14 protein-coding genes are annotated in these 19,511 nt (G+C 56.8%); 5 read left to right on the top strand and 9 right to left on the bottom strand.

Annotated features, from left to right (window positions below; genetic code table 11):
- The first annotated feature begins 4 nt into the window (after positions 1-4).
- The 3 genes from FAES_RS25820 to FAES_RS29335 all read left to right on the top strand — a co-directional run bounded on the left by FAES_RS25820 (position 5) and on the right by FAES_RS29335 (position 4,743).
- Complete coding sequence (locus FAES_RS25820) at positions 5-1,156, top strand: helix-turn-helix transcriptional regulator (RefSeq protein WP_015334150.1); 1,152 nt, start codon at positions 5-7, stop codon at positions 1,154-1,156.
- A gap of 51 nt (positions 1,157-1,207) precedes the next feature.
- A complete protein-coding gene (locus tag FAES_RS25815) occupies positions 1,208-2,716 on the top strand; it encodes a S41 family peptidase (protein WP_015334149.1) in 1,509 nt (502 codons plus the stop codon).
- A gap of 137 nt (positions 2,717-2,853) precedes the next feature.
- Positions 2,854-4,743 (top strand): tetratricopeptide repeat-containing sensor histidine kinase, encoded by a 1,890-nt coding sequence (locus FAES_RS29335; RefSeq protein ID WP_015334148.1) that lies wholly within the window; start codon positions 2,854-2,856, stop codon positions 4,741-4,743.
- A gap of 9 nt (positions 4,744-4,752) precedes the next feature.
- On the opposite strand, the gene FAES_RS25805 is transcribed toward FAES_RS29335, so the two are convergent.
- Genes FAES_RS25805 through FAES_RS25795 form a run of 3 tightly spaced genes read right to left on the bottom strand, consistent with a single transcriptional unit; the run spans position 4,753 to position 8,901 of the window.
- A complete protein-coding gene (locus FAES_RS25805) occupies positions 4,753-7,677 on the bottom strand; it encodes a T3SS effector HopA1 family protein (protein WP_015334147.1) in 2,925 nt (974 codons plus the stop codon).
- Between the two features lie 29 nt (positions 7,678-7,706).
- On the bottom strand, positions 7,707-8,216 hold the full coding sequence (locus tag FAES_RS30245) for a hypothetical protein (RefSeq protein ID WP_148289453.1): 510 nt from the start codon (positions 8,214-8,216) through the stop codon (positions 7,707-7,709).
- 25 nt (positions 8,217-8,241) lie between these two features.
- On the bottom strand, positions 8,242-8,901 hold the full coding sequence (locus tag FAES_RS25795; protein WP_015334145.1) for a response regulator: 660 nt from the start codon (positions 8,899-8,901) through the stop codon (positions 8,242-8,244).
- Positions 8,902-9,266: 365 nt separating this feature from the next.
- Here FAES_RS25795 and metG point away from each other — a divergent pair, with 365 nt between their 5' ends.
- Complete coding sequence (gene metG, locus FAES_RS25790; protein ID WP_015334143.1) at positions 9,267-11,411, top strand: methionine--tRNA ligase; 2,145 nt, start codon at positions 9,267-9,269, stop codon at positions 11,409-11,411.
- Positions 11,412-11,528: 117 nt separating this feature from the next.
- Here the strand turns inward: metG and FAES_RS25785 are convergent, their stop codons facing one another.
- The 3 genes from FAES_RS25785 to FAES_RS25775 form a co-directional block, all read right to left on the bottom strand.
- A complete protein-coding gene (locus tag FAES_RS25785) occupies positions 11,529-11,972 on the bottom strand; it encodes a hypothetical protein (protein ID WP_229364537.1) in 444 nt (147 codons plus the stop codon).
- A 154-nt stretch (positions 11,973-12,126) separates the two neighbouring features.
- Positions 12,127-12,981, bottom strand: coding sequence for a class I SAM-dependent methyltransferase (locus tag FAES_RS25780; protein ID WP_148289452.1), 855 nt, complete (start codon positions 12,979-12,981; stop codon positions 12,127-12,129).
- Positions 12,982-13,216: 235 nt separating this feature from the next.
- Positions 13,217-14,032, bottom strand: coding sequence for an alpha/beta hydrolase (locus FAES_RS25775; protein WP_015334140.1), 816 nt, complete (start codon positions 14,030-14,032; stop codon positions 13,217-13,219).
- Between the two features lie 183 nt (positions 14,033-14,215).
- Here FAES_RS25775 and FAES_RS25770 point away from each other — a divergent pair, with 183 nt between their 5' ends.
- Positions 14,216-15,373, top strand: a complete 1,158-nt coding sequence (locus FAES_RS25770; RefSeq protein WP_015334139.1) for an ROK family transcriptional regulator — start codon at positions 14,216-14,218, stop codon at positions 15,371-15,373.
- Between the two features lie 45 nt (positions 15,374-15,418).
- Here FAES_RS25770 and FAES_RS25765 read toward each other — a convergent pair whose 3' ends face one another.
- From FAES_RS25765 to FAES_RS25755, 3 genes are read right to left on the bottom strand one after another with little or no spacing between them, the layout of a single operon-like run.
- Complete coding sequence (locus FAES_RS25765; RefSeq protein ID WP_041258406.1) at positions 15,419-15,718, bottom strand: ImmA/IrrE family metallo-endopeptidase; 300 nt, start codon at positions 15,716-15,718, stop codon at positions 15,419-15,421.
- Positions 15,719-15,728: 10 nt separating this feature from the next.
- Complete coding sequence (locus FAES_RS25760) at positions 15,729-17,330, bottom strand: FAD-dependent oxidoreductase (protein ID WP_015334137.1); 1,602 nt, start codon at positions 17,328-17,330, stop codon at positions 15,729-15,731.
- Positions 17,331-17,344: 14 nt separating this feature from the next.
- Positions 17,345-19,492, bottom strand: coding sequence for a hydantoinase/oxoprolinase family protein (locus FAES_RS25755; RefSeq protein ID WP_015334136.1), 2,148 nt, complete (start codon positions 19,490-19,492; stop codon positions 17,345-17,347).
- Positions 19,493-19,511 lie beyond the last annotated feature (19 nt).

The raw sequence follows: 19,511 nt of genomic DNA, 5'->3' as shown, positions 1-19,511 counted from the left end.
ACCCATGACCATCGCCCCGCTCGACCTGATTCTGCTGCTTGGAACAGTACAGGGGTTCATCCTGGCGGGGCTGCTGTGGTTTAGTCGGAAAGGGCGTCGCGTATCGAATCGGCTGCTGGGAGCCTTGCTGTTTTTCCTGGCCCTGATGAGCTTCGCCATGAGCGTGCCAATCGTACATCCCTGGATTGGCGCCGCGCTCGATTTGATCCCGTGGATCATGGTGATGCCGTTGGGACCGCTTATCTACTTCTATACGCAGTCGGTCCTGGACCCGGCATTCCGGCTGGGCCGGCCCGAACGGCGGCATTTCTACGCCGTGCTGCTTGACTGGGGAAAGCCCATCATCGGCTGGACATTCGCTATCGGCTGGCTGGCGGGCCTGATTCCGAAGGCAAACGGCCCCGACTGGGGACAGGCTATGCAGGCGTATGATACCTATGCCGACATCCCGCGCTGGCTTTCGTTAACGACATACCTGATTCTGACCCGGCTGAAGCTGGTTCGGTTCGAGCAGTCGGCGCAAGGCACCGAAGCGACGCAACGGAAACGCAACTGGCTGCGGCAGTTCATGAATGGAATCATCGGCTTGCAGGCGATCTGGCTTTTGTTTATGCTAACGTACCTGATTCCCGGCTGGCGCGTCCCGCTGATTGAACAGCTTGGCTGGCACCTTGTCTACGTACCCATCACCGTGCTGATTTATTGGCTGGGGCTGCGTGGTTATCAGTGGGCGCGTGAAGAAACCGAGCCAATGCTCACCAAGACCAGCGGGGCGGAATTGGCCGCCGAAACGGTAACGCAGGTGGCCGCTACCCTGACCCATGCGATGGAAACCGACCGGATCTATCTGGATCCCGAACTGACCCTCGATAAACTGGCCCGGCATACGCAACTCAACCCCAAGCTGATTTCGGCCGTCCTGAACCAACACCAGGCGACCAACTTCAACGGCTTTGTAAATGCCTATCGGGTCGAGGCCGTGAAAGGGCGCCTGACCGACCCCGCCTATGCCCATTTCACGCTCACGGGCATTGCCTTTGCGTGCGGCTTCAACTCGCAGGCAACCTACCAGCGGGTCTTCAAGCAGCTAACCGGCTTTTCGCCGAAAGAATACGCCCAGCAATCGGGCAAAAACAGCAATCAAATCAGGATTTGAGCAGTCTGAGGTGGCTACGTGGCCTTGCTTTGGCAGAAATGACCAACAGCTATGAAAACGGTACGCCTCCTCACAGCCCTGCTTTTAGGCATTCATGCCACCATCGCTTTTCCACAGAGCGATTCGCTCCGAACGCGCCGCCTGACACCCGCTGCCATGCAGGCCGACGTGGCCTACCTGCGCCGACTGCTACAGGAAACGCACCCCGGTCTGTATCGCTACGTACCCCGGCCCGTTATGCAGGCGCGGCTGGATAGCCTGGCCGGTCAGCTACAACACCCACTCCCTTTCTACGCATTTTACGGGAAAATTGAGGGGCTTCTGGCCAGTATCCGGTGTGCGCATACGCATGCGCTACCGCACAAAGACTTCGACAACCTGTTCAGACGCACCTGGAAAACACTGCCTTTCTTCATGGTACCAACCCAAAACAAGTCTTACGTGCTGTTTTCGGTTGATGAGCGTGTAAAACCTGGCTATGAACTACTAACCATCAACGGCCAGTCTATCAACGCGATTCAGGCCATACTGGAGCCCTACCACTGGGACGATGGGTTCATCCAGACCTCCAGAAGCCAGGCGATGAAAGGCTGGTTGTTTAATCTGTTTTATTACTGGTTTATCGACCAACCCGATACGTATCGCCTCACGTTCAAGAACCTGAGTGGCGATACGGTGCGCGTGGAGGCACCGGCCATGGCTTTCACGGCCGCTTTCAGCCAGATGCAAAAGCTGGCGGTCAACAAACAGATGCTGGCGTGGTACAATACGAAACCAACCCGGCACCCCTGGCGCGTCACTTTTCCCGACGACGTACCTCAAACGGCCCACCTCCGGATCGATAGTTTCGGTGGAAGGGGGGTAAACAGCAGTGCCGAAGCCGTCACGGTGTTTAACGCCTTCATGGACAAGCTCATGGCTACGCTGACTAAAAAGGGGATTCAGCACTTGATCGTTGATCTCCGCGCCAATCCCGGCGGCTGGGACAGTCAGGGGATTGAGTTGTTCCGGTACCTGGCGAAAGCAGATACGGCGGTCCAGTATTGTGCCCGGCAACACAGCCTCACCAACGATATTGAGTCGGAGTTTATCAAGTTCTCTGATTTATCGGAAGCGAATCGTAAGAACGTGAAAAACGAACTGGAACGCGAAGCCGACGGCACCTTCACGCTTAAAGGGAGCAGCGCTAGGTTCACGCCTAAACCCAACCGATTTCGAGGGAACGTGTATATCCTGATGGACGGAGCGAGCGCGTCAACGACGTCGGAGTTTCTGGCCGTGGCCCATGCCAACCGGGTCGGAACGTTTATCGGCGAAGAGTCAGGCGGGGCGTATGAAGGAGGCAACGGCGGCAGTTTCGTTCACCTGACGCTGCCTCAGTCGGGTATCCAGGTTACCACGCCGCTCGTTTCGTACCGCAACGCCGTGCCCGAGCCCCTTCAGAAAGGACGGGGTACATTGCCCGACCACGCCGTCAGCTTCACCCTCGACGATGTATTGAACCACACGGACTCGGTGCTGACCTACACAAAGGAACTGATCCGGAAGGGCGGGAAGTGAGCCGGTAGCCGCCCGCAACGTACCCAGCCCCATCATCGGCCTGATGCTACGCCAAGGGTTAAGATCGCCGCCAGAGCGACTCGCATAGCAGGTACGTCGTTTTCGGCTATATTCAGACCCAAAACGACGTACCTGCTATGCGAGTCGCTCTGGCGGCGTTCTTAGTATTGGTTTGCTGCGCGCCATCCGTCGCGCAGTCGGCAAATCGGTTGGATAGCCTGCGGGCCGTCCTGACCCGATTGCCAGCGCCGGGTACGTCGATCCGCAACGACACAGCCCGGTTGCAAACCCTGTGGGAACTGGTGCTGCTCGAAAAAAACGACACGCTGGCCGACACGTACCTGCAACGTACCCGTCAGCTGATCGCCGCGCACCGCTGGACCGCCGCCCAGCCCTGGCAGCAGTTGTATCAGGGTATACTGCTCTTTCGCAAGAACTACATCTATCAGGCCATCGACCAGTGTATCGACGCCCTCAAAACGGGCGAGCGGACCGAGGCACCCATGGCATTTTTCGCCCGTTGCCACAGCCAGCTAGGGACCTGTTATTTCTCGCTCGAAGAATATAGGCTGGCGATGATGCATTATAAAAAGACGCTGGCTATTGAGCAGGGCAACCCACGCATCGCCACCGCCCGCGATTATGTAATAGTTAAAAACAACATCGGGCTCTGCTACATGAATTTGGCAGCCTATGGGAAGGCCAGTTCTCTGTTTTTGGAGGTGATTCGTGACGCACACCGGCGGAAGGATTCGTTGGCCCTTGCCTGGACCTACTCAAACCTGGGATCAGCAGAGCGCAAAGCCAGCCACTGGCAGCGAAGTATCGACTACCTGGAGCGCTCGATTGCCTACTTCGGTCAACGTACGCCTGACAATAAGGCCTTCGCGATCAGCGAACAGGCACTGGCTTACCTGGGTATGGGCAACAACGTAAAAGCGCTCGAACTGACCAATCTGGCCAAGCAGATGACGCCCGCCGCCCAACCGTTTTTCGGGGCGTACATTGCCGATGCCGCCTACAGAGCTGAAAAAGCCAACGGCCTGCTCGGTGAGTCGATCAGGGACCTCGAGCGGTATGATTCGCTGAAGCTGATCAACGACAAAATCCTCAAGAAGAAAAGCATCGATGGGCTTCGTTACGCCTACGAAAACGAGAAAAAAGAAGCCGAACTGACCAAGGAACGCTTCCGGACAACGAGCCTGATGGTAGGTGTAGCGGCGGCTTGCCTATTTCTGCTCTATTTTGTGTTTAACCAACGGCTTTTGCGCCGGAAAAACCGCAAAATCGCTCAGCAAAATGAGCAAATTGAGCAGGCTAACACCCGGCTGACAGCCTTCAATCAGGAGCTGGAGGGGCGGGTAGAAGAACGTACCCGGCAGTTGCAGGCGGCCTACGATGAGATCAAAACGGCTATGACGCGCGGCCAGACGCTGGAGCGCCGACGAGTAGCGTCTGAGCTCCATGATAATCTTGGCAGCATGATCTCGGGCATTCGGTTTCAGATGCAGGCCATTGATACCGACGTTCTGCATCCGGCGGAACAGCAGGTGTATCAGCGCGTATTTGAACTACTAGGCGATGCCTACCATGAAGTGCGCAACATCTCGCACAACCTGCTACCCGCTGTGTTGGAGACAAAGGGCCTCTACGCCGCGCTGTCGAATCTGGTAGCCGATCTGAACGTGAACAAACGCATGCAGTTCAAGCTCATTGCCGACGCAACCCCCCAGTTCAACAAGCAAACCGACATTGAGCTGTACTGCATCCTGCTTGAGCTCACCACCAACCTGATGAAGCACTCGACAGCCACGCAGGTCATTATCGCGTTCACCAACCAAACCAACGAGGGTACGATGATCGAGCTGCACGATAACGGCCAGGTGTATGATTTCAAGGGCAATGGAAAAGGCAAGGGGTTGTCCAGCGTGTTAAGTCGGGCCGAAAACATTGGTGCCACGCTGCATCACTACCCGGCTGACCCCGTCGGCAATTGTGTCGAGATTATGGTTCCGGTAACTACCTGATCGGCTAGCTTATAGCAAATATTCATACGGCTTCCACTGCCAGGCGTCTCGCCAGTTGATCAGACCATGCAAACTCGACGTGTCGTACAGTTTTCCAAGGTCTTCGATCGTTACGTCTGGATTTTCGACGAACAGGAGGAAAAAGTAGCCTAACGCTGCCAGCCCATGAGTCAACGTGGGATTAAATTCACTGCTCACCAAATTGTTGGCATCGACCACATACCCGTTGGGAAAGGGCATGCGTCGGTTTATGTACTTAGTGAGCAGGGCTTCGGCGAGCGGGAGACTTTTCCGACGTTCAGCAGCATCTAGCGATCCATAGAGTACCGCCCGCAATACCAGGTAATCGACGGTCTGATTCGTGGTGGGAACGGCAAGCTGGCTGGGCAGGTTACGAATCGCGTCTACGATTTTTTCGATGCATTCCTTAAGTGGCTCAGAGTAGTCGGGAAAACAGCCCCGCAGGCATTCGACGAAGATGCGCTCCTGGGGGCAGAGTAGCGCCAATTGGGCAAGAAACAAGGCAATGCCTAGCTGCTCTGCCCGTGTTGCCGTTGCGAATAGGTAAGCACCCGCTTCGTCTTTCTGGAAGCAGAACCACGTACAGGCGTCGCCGTACCAGACGGCTTCCCGGCAGAGGGTAAAGCCAACGTCGCGGGCCGCTTTCAAAAAACGTTGCTGGGGTAGAAACGTGATCGACGTACCCAGGCCCACATCCAGCAGGGCGGGAGTTTCAAGCCTGTCAGCAAACTTATCAATCCGGTATTTGAACTCGCCTTCGCTGGGGAACGGATTGCGATACAGTTCAAAGACGTTGAAGCCTTCACGCTGAAGCGTGTCGGTGATTTTCTCCTTGAGCTGCTTCCGTAAAGACGGTATCGAGCTGGCGGGTATTGTCGTCGCTAAAAAATCATCTCCGATGGCTTCTGCAATCAACTGAGCGCGCCACGTGCCGAAACTCAGGGTTGCATGAGGCGGATTCTCGGCATATGACAATCCGCCAAACGCACCGATCGTTTTTGTGAACTTGGGCGATGCTGAGTCATCAATAAACCCGGCCTTACTAAGCACGTGATACGTGTAGGTGATCGAATCGAGGGCCGCGCTGGTGTGCTGACGGTGAATAAACAGGATGGCTGAGTCGGAACGGGTGTAGCTGGCCAGCGAGTTACGCAACTTCAACTGGAAGGGAATCTGCCGTTCGTTCAGTTTGGCCGACAGGGTGTCGATGAAGAGGTTGATACCGTCGAAATTACCTTTCAGATTGAAGTAAAAGCGAACCCAGTTGGCGAAGTCCTGCGGGAGTTGCAGTAACCCATTCACCCACAGGTCGTTGCGGTCGTCGCGGGCGTCGTTGGGCCGCACGACAAAATTGGGGAAGATGTGCTTCACGTAGGAAGCTACCCCCGTCTGTAGATTGCGGGCGTCATGGCTCAGGTAAACAAACGTACCGGGCGTGGCCATCCGTCGGCAACTGCTTTTCCGGATCACTTGGTTGTTGCTTCTCGAAACACCTTCGACCCGCCACCAATAATCTTCGAGCAGAATTTCGTTACCAACCCGGGGCGGCTTGGCAATCTCCGCTTTGGCCGACGTTTCGAGCGGGCGGTCGAGATTCCCGTTGTACCATTGGTAAATAAACTCGCGTAGTGGTAGTCCCTTCAATAAAATGTCGTCGTGTCGCTCGATCAACGTGTTCACCAGCTCATCAACGTCACCCAAAGACCCGCGGGTGCTGTTTGGGTTGATGTGGCGCGAAGGACGATTTTGCGGAGGGGCAGCCAGCTTTATGGTAAAGTGGGTTGGTTGGCTGGGCAGCGGGTCGGGGAGTGAGGCCGATCCTTTCGTGGTCAGTAGCGTATCGGCGAGGTCGAGCCACTGGCGGCCCCGATCCAGTTCGAGGTCATCGCCCAGGGCGCTGTAAAAACACTTCTGAAGTAACACAATCCCCAGAAACTGCCTTAGCTTGAAGACATCGACAGGGGCGGCAAACTGGTAAGTGGCCAGCAATTGATTCAGCGGTTCAAGACTAGCTCGAAAGACGGTATCAACCGGGCGACTCGTAATCATAAACGGCCGCAGCAGCTCGTACCAAACGGTTGCCAGATCCCAGTGAATATCACCAAGGTCGGCCATTTCCCAGTCGATCAGGGCATTAATGTCGTTTTGATCGCTAAGCAGCAGGTGCTCCAGCTTGAAGTCGTAATGAATCAGGGCGTGCTGCTCCCAGGTACATGTCTGAATAGTCTTCAATAGGGTGGTATACTGCTCGCCATTTTCCGGGTCATCTTCTTTTCGTTCCCTAGTCAGCCGGTGAATGACTTCCTGTTGGTTCAGATTGGGGTTATTGGCTAGCAGATCGTTCAGGTCGCGGATGGCCAATACGAAGAAAAGCGGTTTCCGGTAACCAAACTGGTTAGGCCATTGAGCCGGTTTGTCTGCATCCTCGCTGTTCTGCTTGGGTGTCTCGAGGGCTTTGAGGTTGATGGCGTGAACCTGAGACAGCAGCGGCCCAAGCTGGCGGCACAGCCTGACCAGGACATCCGTTTGTGGCAACGCGTTTGCATTGAGGGTGATACCGTCAATGCTTTGCTGAAAAAGCAGGTATTGAAACCGATCGAAACCGACAAACAGGTCAGCTTGCTTGATCTTGGCGGCCTGTAATAACTGAAGGATGTACACTTCATTACGCAGGCTGGAGAGCATCCCGGCTTCGTTGAATTGCGGTTGCTTGACCAGAAAGCGGGTCGACGTACTGCCGACCGGACCGCCAACCGTAAAGGTGCTGTTTCGGGTAGGCTTAACCGAATTGAGCCGAGCCTCGTAGACGTCAACCCGTTCATCCCCTTTAACGACGGCTGCCCGGTCGAGCAAAACCGACTCAGAGGTGGAGTTGAGCAAATGAATCCCCAACTGATAACCAGAAAATAACATCGTTTAAACAGGCTGAAGATGAGTGGTGTTTAGTCAGGCTGCGCGGCGGCTGTTTCGGTGTGGCTCGGCGTCTGCGAATCCATTTGGGCCAACAGTTGAATGCCAATGGTCAGGCTATCAGGGCGGAAATCTTCGAAGACCCGGGCCACAGACCGCCCCAGGCTACGGATGTACTGCCAGTAACGGGCGCTTTTGTACACCCATATCGTCATCTCATCCTTCTGCTGATCGATTACTACCTTGGCGATAGTGACGGTGAGATCAAAAGGAAAAATGAGGGTTGCCGAAAACGGATCATTGCCAATCTTGATCTGTCGGCTCAGCATTAGTTGCGCTTGGCCACTGATAAATGGGTATCGGGTTGTGTTGTTGGCGTAATCGGTTCGCCAAACGTCCCAGTAAAGTGTATTATTGGGCTCGACGGGTTTCGTAGAGGCTACTAATTCCACGACGTCTGCGGGGGCGGGTTGCCTGTCGTGGGGATTAGCAGAGAAGAATTTGACAACTTCGTCGATAGAGGTAACCTGGGTGAGTGTCATGAAGGTACGCGTTAGTGTGCTGTTGTTAAAGGCCATTGACGAGGCCGTGGCGGAGGCTCCAGCGCATGAGACCGATAGCGGTGCTGACGCCCACCTTTTTCATCAGGTTGCGGCGGTGGGTTTCGACTGTCGTGCTGCTGATGTAGAGCTGTTCGCCAATTTCGATGTTGGTGAGGCCGTCGGTAATCAGTTTCAGAATTTCCAGCTCCCGTCTGGTAAGGGCGGCCACTTCGTCGAGGGTCGTGGGCTCATCCGTCGGGCGGGGTTTGTCTGATTCGGCAAGCTGCCGTTGAATGCGGCTGCTGAGGTAGCGTTCGCCCGCGTGTACCGACCGGATCGCCTTGATGAGCTCAGGCTTTTCGGCGCTTTTCACCACGTACCCGGCCATGCCCACTTCAAGCGCATCGCGGATGCACTGCGGGTCCTCGTTCATGGTGAGCATGATAAGGCGGGTTTTCAGATCGCGTTCCCGCGCTTTACTGGCCATCGCCAACCCCGATAACACGGGCATCTGGTAATCGGTCAGGACCACATCGACCGGGTTGGTCGTGATGAAGTTCAGTGCCTGCCAGCCATTATACACCGTGCCGACTACCTCGAACCCGTCGACTGATTCGAGGAGCATGCGCAGGCCATCGGCAACAATCGGGTGATCGTCGGCAACTAAGATGTGGATGGGTGCCATTGGAGTAGGTAGAGCAAAGGGAAGGGACTGTATACTACATGGTTAGTAGCTGAGCAAATGTATGAACCTGAGTGAGTTAGCCGTATACTGTCTGGACAGTATTTTTAAGTAGTATTGACAAAATCAATCCCGATTTCTCGAAATGGATACGTCAGCAACGCGCCTTTACCGTCGGGTGTGTCTTGGTACGTTACCGAATCAGGATAAAGGCGTGAATCCGCCGGGGCGACGTAACCAGTTAGCGCCTGAATTGGCTAATTTTGCGGCCCAACGAAAATGAGTTTGACGTTTGTTGGCTGGTGTTTAACGCGGGTTCGTTTACGAACAGCGCCAAATGCTACACCGCGAATGTTAAACGGTCTGATATGCCCCTCGAAAATCCACAACGATTTACCGTTACGGCGGCGCTCATCTACGCCAACGGGCCGATCCACATCGGTCATTTGGCGGGTTGCTACCTGCCCGCCGACATCTATGTGCGCTACCTCCGCAGCACGGGCCGCGATGTGGCGTTTATCTCCGGTACCGACGAGCACGGCGTACCCATCACCATCCGGGCCAAAAAAGAGGGCATGACGCCGCAGCAGGTGGTCGATAAGTATTACACGCAGATCAAAGACTCGTTTGAGCAGTTTGGCATCTCGTTCGATATCTACTCGCGCACGTCAAACCCGGTTCATCACGAAACGTCGCAGCAGTTCTTCACGACACTGTACGACAAAGGCTATTTCGACGAGGAAGTAACCGAGCAGTATTTCGACGAAGTGGCCAACCAGTTTCTGGCCGACCGCTACATCGTGGGTACGTGCCCCGTCTGCGCCAACCCCAATGCCTACGGCGATCAGTGCGAACGCTGCGGTACGGCCCTCAGCCCGAACGAACTGATTGAGCCCCACTCGACGCTTTCCGGCTCGAAACCCGTAAAACGGCAAACCAAAAACTGGAACCTGCCCCTCGATCGGATGCAGCCCGATATCGAGGCCTACGTAAACAGCCATACCGAGTGGAAAACGAACGTGTTTGGGCAGTGCCAGTCGTGGCTAAAAGAGGGCCTTCGCCCGCGCGCCATGACCCGCGACCTCGATTGGGGCATTAAGGTGCCACTACCCGATGCCGACGGCAAGGTGCTGTACGTGTGGTTCGACGCCCCCATCGGCTACATTTCCATGACCAAAGAATGGGCCGCCGAGCAGGGCCGCGACTGGGAGCTGTACTGGAAAGATCAGAATACCAAGCTGGTGCACTTCATCGGGAAGGATAACATCGTCTTCCACTGCATCATTTTCCCCGCCATGCTCATGGCCGAAGGGAGCCTGATTCTGGCCGATAACGTACCTGCCAACGAGTTTATGAACCTCGAAGGCGACAAGATTAGCACGTCGCGCAACTGGGCGGTCTGGCTGCACGAATACCTCGACGACCTGCCCGGCAAACAGGATGTGCTGCGGTACGTATTGACGGCCAACGCGCCCGAAACCAAAGATTCGGAGTTTACGTGGAAAGACTTCCAGACCCGCAACAATTCGGAACTGGTGGCTATTCTGGGCAACTTCGTCAACCGGGCGGTGGTGCTCACGCACAAGTTCAACGGGGGCGTGGTGCCAGGTACATCGGTGTCTGACGACGAAACCCAACTGGCGCTGGACCATGCATTGCTTGACGAACTGGCGCAGTATCCCGACCGGATCGGGCAGGCCATCGAGCAGTACCGGTTTCGGGAGGCGTTGGGCTTGCTGCTCGACGTGGCGCGGCTGGGCAACAAGTATTTTGCCGAAACCGAACCCTGGAAGGTCGCCAAAACCGACCCGCAACGGGCCAACACAGTGCTGAACCGGGCGCTGCAGATTGCGGCCAACCTGGCGATTCTGTGCGAGCCCTTCCTGCCGTTTACGGCCGAAAAGCTCCGCGCTCAGCTTAACCTGATGGCAAGCCCCGACCGAAAGCTCGACTGGACCAACGCGGGCCGCGCCGATCTGCTGGTGGAGGGCACCCAGCTGGCCCCGGCCGAATTGCTCTTCGCCAAACTCGAAGACGATTTCATTCAACTTCAGATCGATAAACTCAACAAAACCAAAGCAATGAACGCAATCGACAACGCCGGTGCCCCGATTTCGGGCGCCCCCACCGATGGTACGCCCGAGGCGCTCGAACAGGCCGCTGAAACGACCATTCCTGCCCCGAAAGACACCATCACGTATGATGACTTCGTGAAACTTGACATCCGCATCGGCACTATCACCGAAGCCGAGCGTGTGCCAAAAAGCGATAAACTGCTGAAGCTGCGCGTAGATGATGGCATGGGCGGCCGGCAGATCCTGAGCGGGATTGCCAAGCATTTCACGCCCGAAGAGCTGATTGGGCAGCAGGTGACGTTCCTGGCCAACCTGGCTCCCCGCAAGATGATGGGGCAGGAGTCGCAGGGGATGATCCTGATGGCCGAAGACGCCGACGGCTCCCTGGCCTTGCTGCCGCCGCACAAAGCGGTCTGGAACGGCGGGACGGTATCGTAAGTAGCTGAAGGCGAAGCGCGCCAAGGAAACGCGAAGGGCGCAACGAGTTTTTATGACAGACATCTATTCTGCCAAAAACTCGTTGCGCCCTTCGCGTTTCCTTGGCGCACTTTGCGTTTAAGGATTCCCGTATTTGGCGGCGCGGATAGCCTCCCATTCTTTGGCGGTGCCGCCGTTGCTGAAATGCTCGTCTTCGTCCTGCATTTCCTGATCCCAAGAGTAGGCCGTGGTGAATTGGCCCGATGGCGAAAAGTCGACCTGAAGCACGTTGGCGCGGGGATGGCCGTCGCGTTTCCGGTTTTGATAAAGCTGCTGCATGGCCTCCGTCACTTCGTCGGCAAAGTCGGTCGTAAGTGGGTGGTCTTCGCCGGTTGGGTCCAGGTACGTGCCGGCAAACTCGATGTCGGTGGCATGGTTGGCGGGGTCGCTCAGAAAATGGACCGTGAGGCGGCAGATCGTCCAGTCGCCCTGAATCTGCTCCGTGGCCGCGTCGATTAATAAAGTATAGATCGTGTTGGTCGTCATGCGCGTGGCGTCAGGTACGTGGCAAAGGTACGCCAAAACAACAGGAGGTGACCTGACTACGTACCCAATGCATCCCAATTGTGGAACCCAGCGATGTTGACCATGCATTGATATTTTAGCCGCCAAACGATTAGAAAAAAACGCGGCTATTCATAACTCGAACTATAGACTGCCAGAATAATCAACTTGTTTATCGATTGATAGTTACGCGCAGGTACGTAGCAGACAGGCATGTCGTATCATACTCATTACTTTTATTGAGACTGTTGAATAAAACGGTCAGTTCATGCTGCAATTCTGCGGCTCTGCCATTTTTCTCCGCCGCCTCGAAGGCATTCATGGTAGGGCCGTAAAATTTTTTGAAAACGTTTACGAATTCAGCTGGCGGATACGGGGCATTAAACGTAAAAGTATCCCGCTCGAAGGTGATCTGTTCACGGGCTATACCCGCCGCCCCGAAGCGCTCGACAACGTGTTCTTCCGACCCCCACAACATGGGACTGATAAACCCCTCGGGCGGGGGAGGCGTATAAGCAAAGCTAATCTTTAGGGTCTGTGCAACCACCGTGGGGTCACCCGGGATCCAGTTCCCCATAACAATGCGCCCACCCGGGCGGGTCACGCGGACCATCTCCCGCGCCACAGCAAACGGGTCTGGGGCAAACATGGCACCAAAGATGCTGATAACCAGATCGGATGATTGATCGTTGAGGCCGCTCAGGTCGATGGCGTCGCCTTCCTGAAACCGACAGTTGGCGAGGCCGGCTGCTTCGGCCCGCCTGTTACCGGCATCAACGAGGTTCCGGGCGATATCGACGCCCAGGACGGTTGCGCCAAGTTGGGCGGCGGGGATGGCCGTGGTGCCGTCGCCGCAGCCCAGATCAAGAATAGTGAAGTCTTTTGTGATACCCAGTTTGCCAACCAGCGCTTCGCCACTTTCCCGCATAGTCTCGGCAATTCGGGTAAAATCGCCTTTTTCCCACAACGCTTTGTTCGGATTCATGTCGGTGTTTTTTAGATGAACACCATAAACGTCAGGACTAATCAGGTAGGGTGATGTACCGTTGACTAACTACATTTATCCACAGGTAAATGCTCGCCGGTCAGTAAGAAATAGGTCGATTGATTGCTAGTTTATCGTACCTAACGAATTTGCCCATTTGACGCTTTTTTCTGTTCTCTCGTCTTACTAATTAGGGAAGGATAACAGAAAAATATAGACTACATAAAACTAGCTTTTACGTGTAGATCGGGCCAATTGATTGTTGGTGAAAATCCGCTTATTGCTGGTTGATTTTTTCGAAAAAGAGCAGTGTATCCGCCACGTGTTTTTCCCAGTAGGGCCATTCGTGTCCGCCGGGAAATTCCTCATACAGGTGGTCAATGTCTGCCGCCAGCAGGCCCTTATGTAGGTCGCGGTTGGGCTGGATAAGTGGATCATCGACGCCGCAATCGAAACGGATAGGGCAGAGGCTTGCCCGGTTTTTCAGCGCCAGGGCCAGCACGCTCTGCTCGGTCGGGTCGGTTTGGGCGTATTGCGCCAGTTCTTCCTCGACAAACTGCGCCAGTTGGGGCAAATCGGTGATGGACGAAAGCCCGCTCACGGCCCGGAAACGGTCGGGATGGGCCATGCCCAGCCGCAACGCGCCATAGCCGCCCATCGACAGCCCCGCCAGGAAGAGCACACTCGTATCGACAACGTACCCACGGGCGGTGGCGGCTTCGGCAACGGCGTTGGGTACATCGTCCAGAATCCAGCGGTCAAACTGGTAGGTGTTGTGGGGCAGGTAGCCGCTGCCGTCACCCCAAAGCCCATCGGAAGGCATAGCCAGCGCAACGGGTTTGATCTGCCCGTCGCCGATGAGCCGGTGCGCGGTGTGGTGAGCCCCGCCCTGCTGCGCCCAGGACCAATGGCTGCCATAGACGCCGTGCAGCAGCACGACCAGCGGGAGCGGTTGATGGCCAACCAACTCGGTCGGTGGTAGCCAGAGGGTGATGTCGCCGCGCCCGCGCAGGTTGGGGGTTTTAACGGTGATCTGCATCAACCCGTCGGACTCGAAGCGCGGGTCGGAGCGTTGAAGGGTGCGGAACGGCATCGTGCGTATAGGGTTGGTCGTATATGTTGTGGGGCTTGCAAGGTAACAGGAAACGGCCTGGTGACCATGAGCCAACGCCCGCAGCAGCGCCACCCGCCAAGGCCACCGATAGCCTTTTTTTAGGGCTGAAGTTTATCTTTGCTTGGGCTACCGAAACTACGTTCGGCTTAGTTGGTACACTGAATGAGACGTTTTCTTGAGAATCTGGGCGCTGGCAATAATCAAAGCCTGCAAACCCGAAAAATCATCCAATACCTGTTGCGAGAAAAAGGGAAAACGGTGCTCGAAATCCGGGATTTCTGCGGGCTTAGCTTGCCAACCACGATCAAATTTGTCAACGAACTGGTCGATAAAAATATCCTGATCGAGTCGGGCAAAAAAGAATCGTCGGGTGGTCGTCGGCCAACGGTCTATAACCTGAACCCCGATCAGGGCTACATCGTCGGGGTCGAATTGCTGCTTAAGTCGTTCAGAATGAGTATCATCAATTTGCACCATGAGGTAATCTACGACTACGAGACGGACAATTTCGACATCAGCCAGCGCGACGAAGCCTTTGATTTTGTGGCCCGAACGGTGCCGACGCTTATCCGAAATAAAGGCATTGCTGAAGAAACGATTCTGGGCGTAGGCATCGGCATAACGGGCCGGGTCAGCCACGCCAAAGGCATTAGCTACTCGTTTCTGAACTTCGACGAACCGCTGACCGAACGGCTGGAAACGCTGTGGCCCTACCCGGTGTATATCGACAACGATACGCACTTCATGACGATGGGCGAGCAGGTATTCGGGCTGGCCCGCGACAAACAGAATGTGGTGTATGTCAACCTGAGCCGGGGGCTGGCGGTGGGCCTGATCTCGAACGGGCAGATCCACAATGGTCATTCCTACTTCGCGGGTGAATTTGGGCACGTTACGTTTTTCGACAATGATAAACTGTGCATCTGCGGCAAAAAAGGCTGCCTGTCGACGGTGGTGTCGGGGGCGGCACTGGAAGAAAGTTACGCCGAAAAAACGGGTCGCTACCTGCCGTATCGCGACTTGCTCGCCCTGTCTAAACAAGGCGACCGGCTCGTGATCGAGCTGCTGTCGGAGATGGGCGAACAACTGGGCAAAGCCCTGGCCATGCTCATTCAGGTGTTTAACCCCGAACTGCTCATTCTGGGTGGCCGGTTTATCGACGTGGGCGAATACCTGAAGTATCCGATTATCCGCGGCCTGAGCCTGCATAGCCTGCCTCAGCTCCTGGCCGACTGCGAATTTCAGGTCTCGCCGCTGGGCGAAAAAGCCGAAATGCTCGGTGCCTACGCACTGGTAATCGATAAGGTGTTTGCGCCTTAATGCATTGGCGTGCGTCACAGTGTATGCCCGATCGGGGCGTTGGCGTCAGGCGTTCAGCAGGGTTTCGGCGAAAGCGTCGGCCATCGCTTCCTCATCCCGCCGCGACAAGACAAGCCCAGCCTCGTGGATGAAGAAATGCCCCAATTCGTGCGCCAGAATGCGCGCCTGCGCCCCCGGTGCGTTCAGATTGATGCAGATGGTGCGGGTTTTGGGGTGATACTCGCCCAGCGTGATCGGGTGCCAGCGCTCGTACCGGACCACCACGCCCGCCTGCTGTGCCAGTTGGGCCACGTCGGTAGTTTGGTAGCGTTGCATCACCTGCTGAGCGAGTTCAGAACCAGTCATTTCCGTGAGGTTAAAGAGCATGGCGGTGCGGGTCGCCTTCCGACAGCACGAGATCATCGGGCCAATTAATTTCGACCCCCCGGCTGATCAGCACCGACTGGAAATCGGTCAGCAGCGCGGGCATGTCGCGGACCTGCCGGGGCGAAACGCCGCGTTTGAGGCAATAAGCCAGCAGGTTACCCACCGATTCGCCGATGTTCCACTCGATCGGGTGCAGGCGATAACAGCCGTTGGTGATGTGCGTAGTGCCGATGTTCTTGCAGACCGGCAGCAGGTTCTCGACCCGTTTCGGCAACAACGCCCCCAACGGAATCTGAAACGGCAGGCTTTCGACATCCACGTAATTGTCGCCGCCCACGCTCGGGTGCAGATCGATGCGGTAGAAGCCTAACCCCACCGAATCGACAAAGGGCTGGGCCAGGGTTTCGCCCGGCCGCAGCTGCGCCGACAACTGCTGTTCGGTGATCGTGAACGCCGCCTGAATCCGTCGAGATTCCCGGATATAGGGTCGTTTGGCCAGCCCGTCGGTGGTGCCAACCACGTCGGGCCGGAGTTTCAGGCCTCGGAAGCCGAGTTCGGTTTGCAGGTAATACAAAAACGACAGGCTTTGCGCTTTGGCTTCCTCGATGTACTGGGTACGTTCGGCGGGACTGGCGTGGCACAAATCGCCGAGCAGGTAGTCGATCTGCGGGTAGTTGACGAGCGTAATATCCGAGTCGAAGGCGCCCGGCTGAAACACCGTTTTGTCCAGAATGCGCCGATACGTCCACAGGCCCGCAAAAGCCCGGTTGGGTTCGCGGTTGGGTTGAAAATTGTAGTGAACCGGTTGCAGTGTGCGTGGGCTGAGGCCAGTCAGGCGCAGTAGCGGTCCCGGCCAAGCGGGCGACAGCGACGGAATAAATTCGCGCCAGAACGCGTAGGTGGCGGGCTTCTCGATGGTCCAGTCTTCGCCTTCGTGGTAGCTCATGGCAAAACACATCGAAAAGGCCTGCACGTTGCCGGGGTGGGCGGCGGGTGGGGCGCTGGGTTCGCCGGTGTCGGCCTGGCTTTCGGCACCCGTCACGTACTCGGTACCGGTCAGTGGAAGCAGATCGCCCAGTTCGGTCGCATCGGCGAAATAGCGGGCCTGTACGGAAACCGTTTCGCCCGTTCGGGTATGCTGAAGGTTGACCGATTGAACGATATTGCCCTCATACTGAGCCGAAACGGGCGTATGCTCATACAGGATCGTCAGAAGTTGCCGGTCGATGTAGGGCTGGAGCATCGCCTGCAACACCCGCAGAAACACGATGGGCTCAGCGCAAAGTGGCGATACCCAGCCGTTGCCGGGGTTCAGCGTCGGGTTGCTCCGGGCTTCGTCGGTCAGTGGGTAGTGGGTGCGATAATAGTCCCGAACGTGCTCGCGGAAGGTGCGGTACGTGTGGGTGCAACCAAACTGTTCGATCCAGCCGTGTTCGTCGGGTGGGGTGGCCTGGGTGGTAAACTGCCCGCCGATCCAGTCAGAGTCTTCGGTCAGGATAACGGATAGGCCGGCTTCGCAGGCGGCCAACGCGCAGGCGCATCCGCCCACACCGCCACCAACAATCAATAAGTCTGTTTGTAAAGGAGCCATTCGTCAGGATAGGGCTATTGCTTGCGGGCGGCAATCAGCACAATGGGTTCGTCGCCGGGTCTGTTTTCGAGTTCGGTCTGGGCCAGCGCCAGCGCCTGTTCCAACTCGGCTAGCCCCGACAGGTTGATGATGCGGTTACCGGTCAGGATTTGGATGTCGGGCAGGCTGCGGCCGGCGTCGCCGAAGTTGGTCAGGTTGGTAATCACCTGTTCAAGCTCGGCCGTTACCTGGCTGATTTCGGTCGTGTAGACCTCGGCCTGGTTTCGTTGCAGCCGCACAACGCCCGTTTTGTCGGTCACCCGAACGGCCAGTTGCCGTTTTCGGAAGAGGCCGAAAAAGGTGCTGGATTCGGTTTCGACGCCAAACGCGTACAAGCCACTCGTCTGGCCCAACAACTGCACGTCAGGTACGTTGGCCCGCATTGACCGGGCCGCCGAAGCGCGGCAATCCTCAAGCGTGGTGCGTTTGGCGGCGTCTTCTTTGCGGAGCTCGGTGGTGCCGAAGGCCGTAGCCCGCACCAGATTCCGCCGAATGTCGACTTCGATCTGCACTTCAATAGTTTCGGGCAGCGCGCCTATTTTCATGACCGCTTCGGTGGCTTCGCGCCGAACGGCCAGAATATCCTCGGGCGAGGGGTCAACCATGTTCCGTTCAATGGTATCGCGCACCATCGCCAGCGCCACGCCGATGGTCGAAATGACCTCAGCTTTCTTGGCCAGGCGAGCAGGCAGGCCCATCAGTTCACCCGTAAACAACACTAGGGAAGCCGCGCCGCCGCCCCCGCCAATCAGCTCAACGGTGTTGCGGTCAAGGTGATATTCGGCAATGAGCTCGTCCAACTGTTTGGCGACTTTCCGGCACGAAATGTCCAGCACCAGTCGGGCTGTCTCGTCGGCGGTCATCCCGATTTTGTCGGCCAGAGGTTTAAACGCCAGCCGGGCGGCGTTGGTATTGCCTTTGGCAAACGCCGTGTCGGGAATGATACCGAGCAGGTTGGCGGCGCAGGTGGGTGTGAGCGCAAACCGCTGCCCGTCGGTGGTCTCGATGGCCGTGTAATCGTCAGCGTCTTTGCCGGTGGGGCGGAGGTGTACCAGCCGGGCGTTCTCGAACAACTCGGCGGGCTGGAAACAGGCGTAGGCGAGACCCGCAATATGCGCCGACCGCGACCCCACGTCGACCAGTTTGCCCCCGGCTTCGCGAATCATGCTGCCGCCGGCGATAGCCAGGGTACGTACATCGAGGGTGTTCAGGTACGTTCGATGCCCGCCAACCCGCGCGTTTTTGGTTTGAGGCTGTCCATCGCGGATAACGGAAATATCGGCGCTGGTGCCACCCACTTCGATGAAAATACCGTCGGATACGCGCTCGTGCATGAGGGCCCCCGCAATGCCCGCCGCCGGGCCGGAGAGCATGGTCATGATGGGGCGGCGGTGCACTTCCTCCACGCTCATTACGCCTCCGTCCGAGCGCATGATCATCAGCGGGGCGGTGATGCCCGCCTGTTTCACACAGGCATCGGTCATGGTGGCGGTGTGGATCATTTTGGGCAGAATGGCCCCGTTGATCACGGCGGTGCGAGTACGGGTGCGCAGGCCGTAGAGCGTCGATACATCGTGGCCGCTGGTGGCGAGCATCCCTGCCTGTCGCGCCCGCTCGCCCACGAAGGCCTCGTTCTCGTTGTGGTCGACGCCAAAGGCTTCGGAAGCCACTACTACGTCGACGCCCTGCTGCCGGAAGGCCGCCAACTGCCGGTCGATAAGGTCGGCGTTCAGGTGCCGGTTCGAGCAGAAAACATGCTCGGTATGCAGCCAGCGGCTTGGCGCCAGTTCGATGTCAGGTACGTTGGTATCCGACTTCGCCTTCAGGGCTTCCCAGCCGCTGCCCATTCCAATGATACCGACCTTGGCGACGTCGCCTTCGAGCAGGGCGTTGGTAGCCTGGGTGGTGGAATGCGCAATAAACAGCACGTCGTCGGGGTCGACGGACAGCTCGGCCAGGGCGCGGTTGATGGCGTTGATAATGCCTAGCGCGACACCCTGCGTGGCATGGTGCGTGGTTGGGACCTTCAACTGCGAAATGACTTCGCGCGTGGCATGATCGACCACGACGACATCGGTGAACGTACCGCCGACGTCGATACCCACCCGGACTTGTCTTTTCATACGCTGGTTATGGTCAATA

This window comes from Fibrella aestuarina BUZ 2, from assembly GCF_000331105.1.
Taxonomy (GTDB): domain Bacteria; phylum Bacteroidota; class Bacteroidia; order Cytophagales; family Spirosomataceae; genus Fibrella; species Fibrella aestuarina.
Note: the sequence above shows the minus strand (reverse complement) of the source record. Positions and strands in the feature narration are given on the sequence as shown.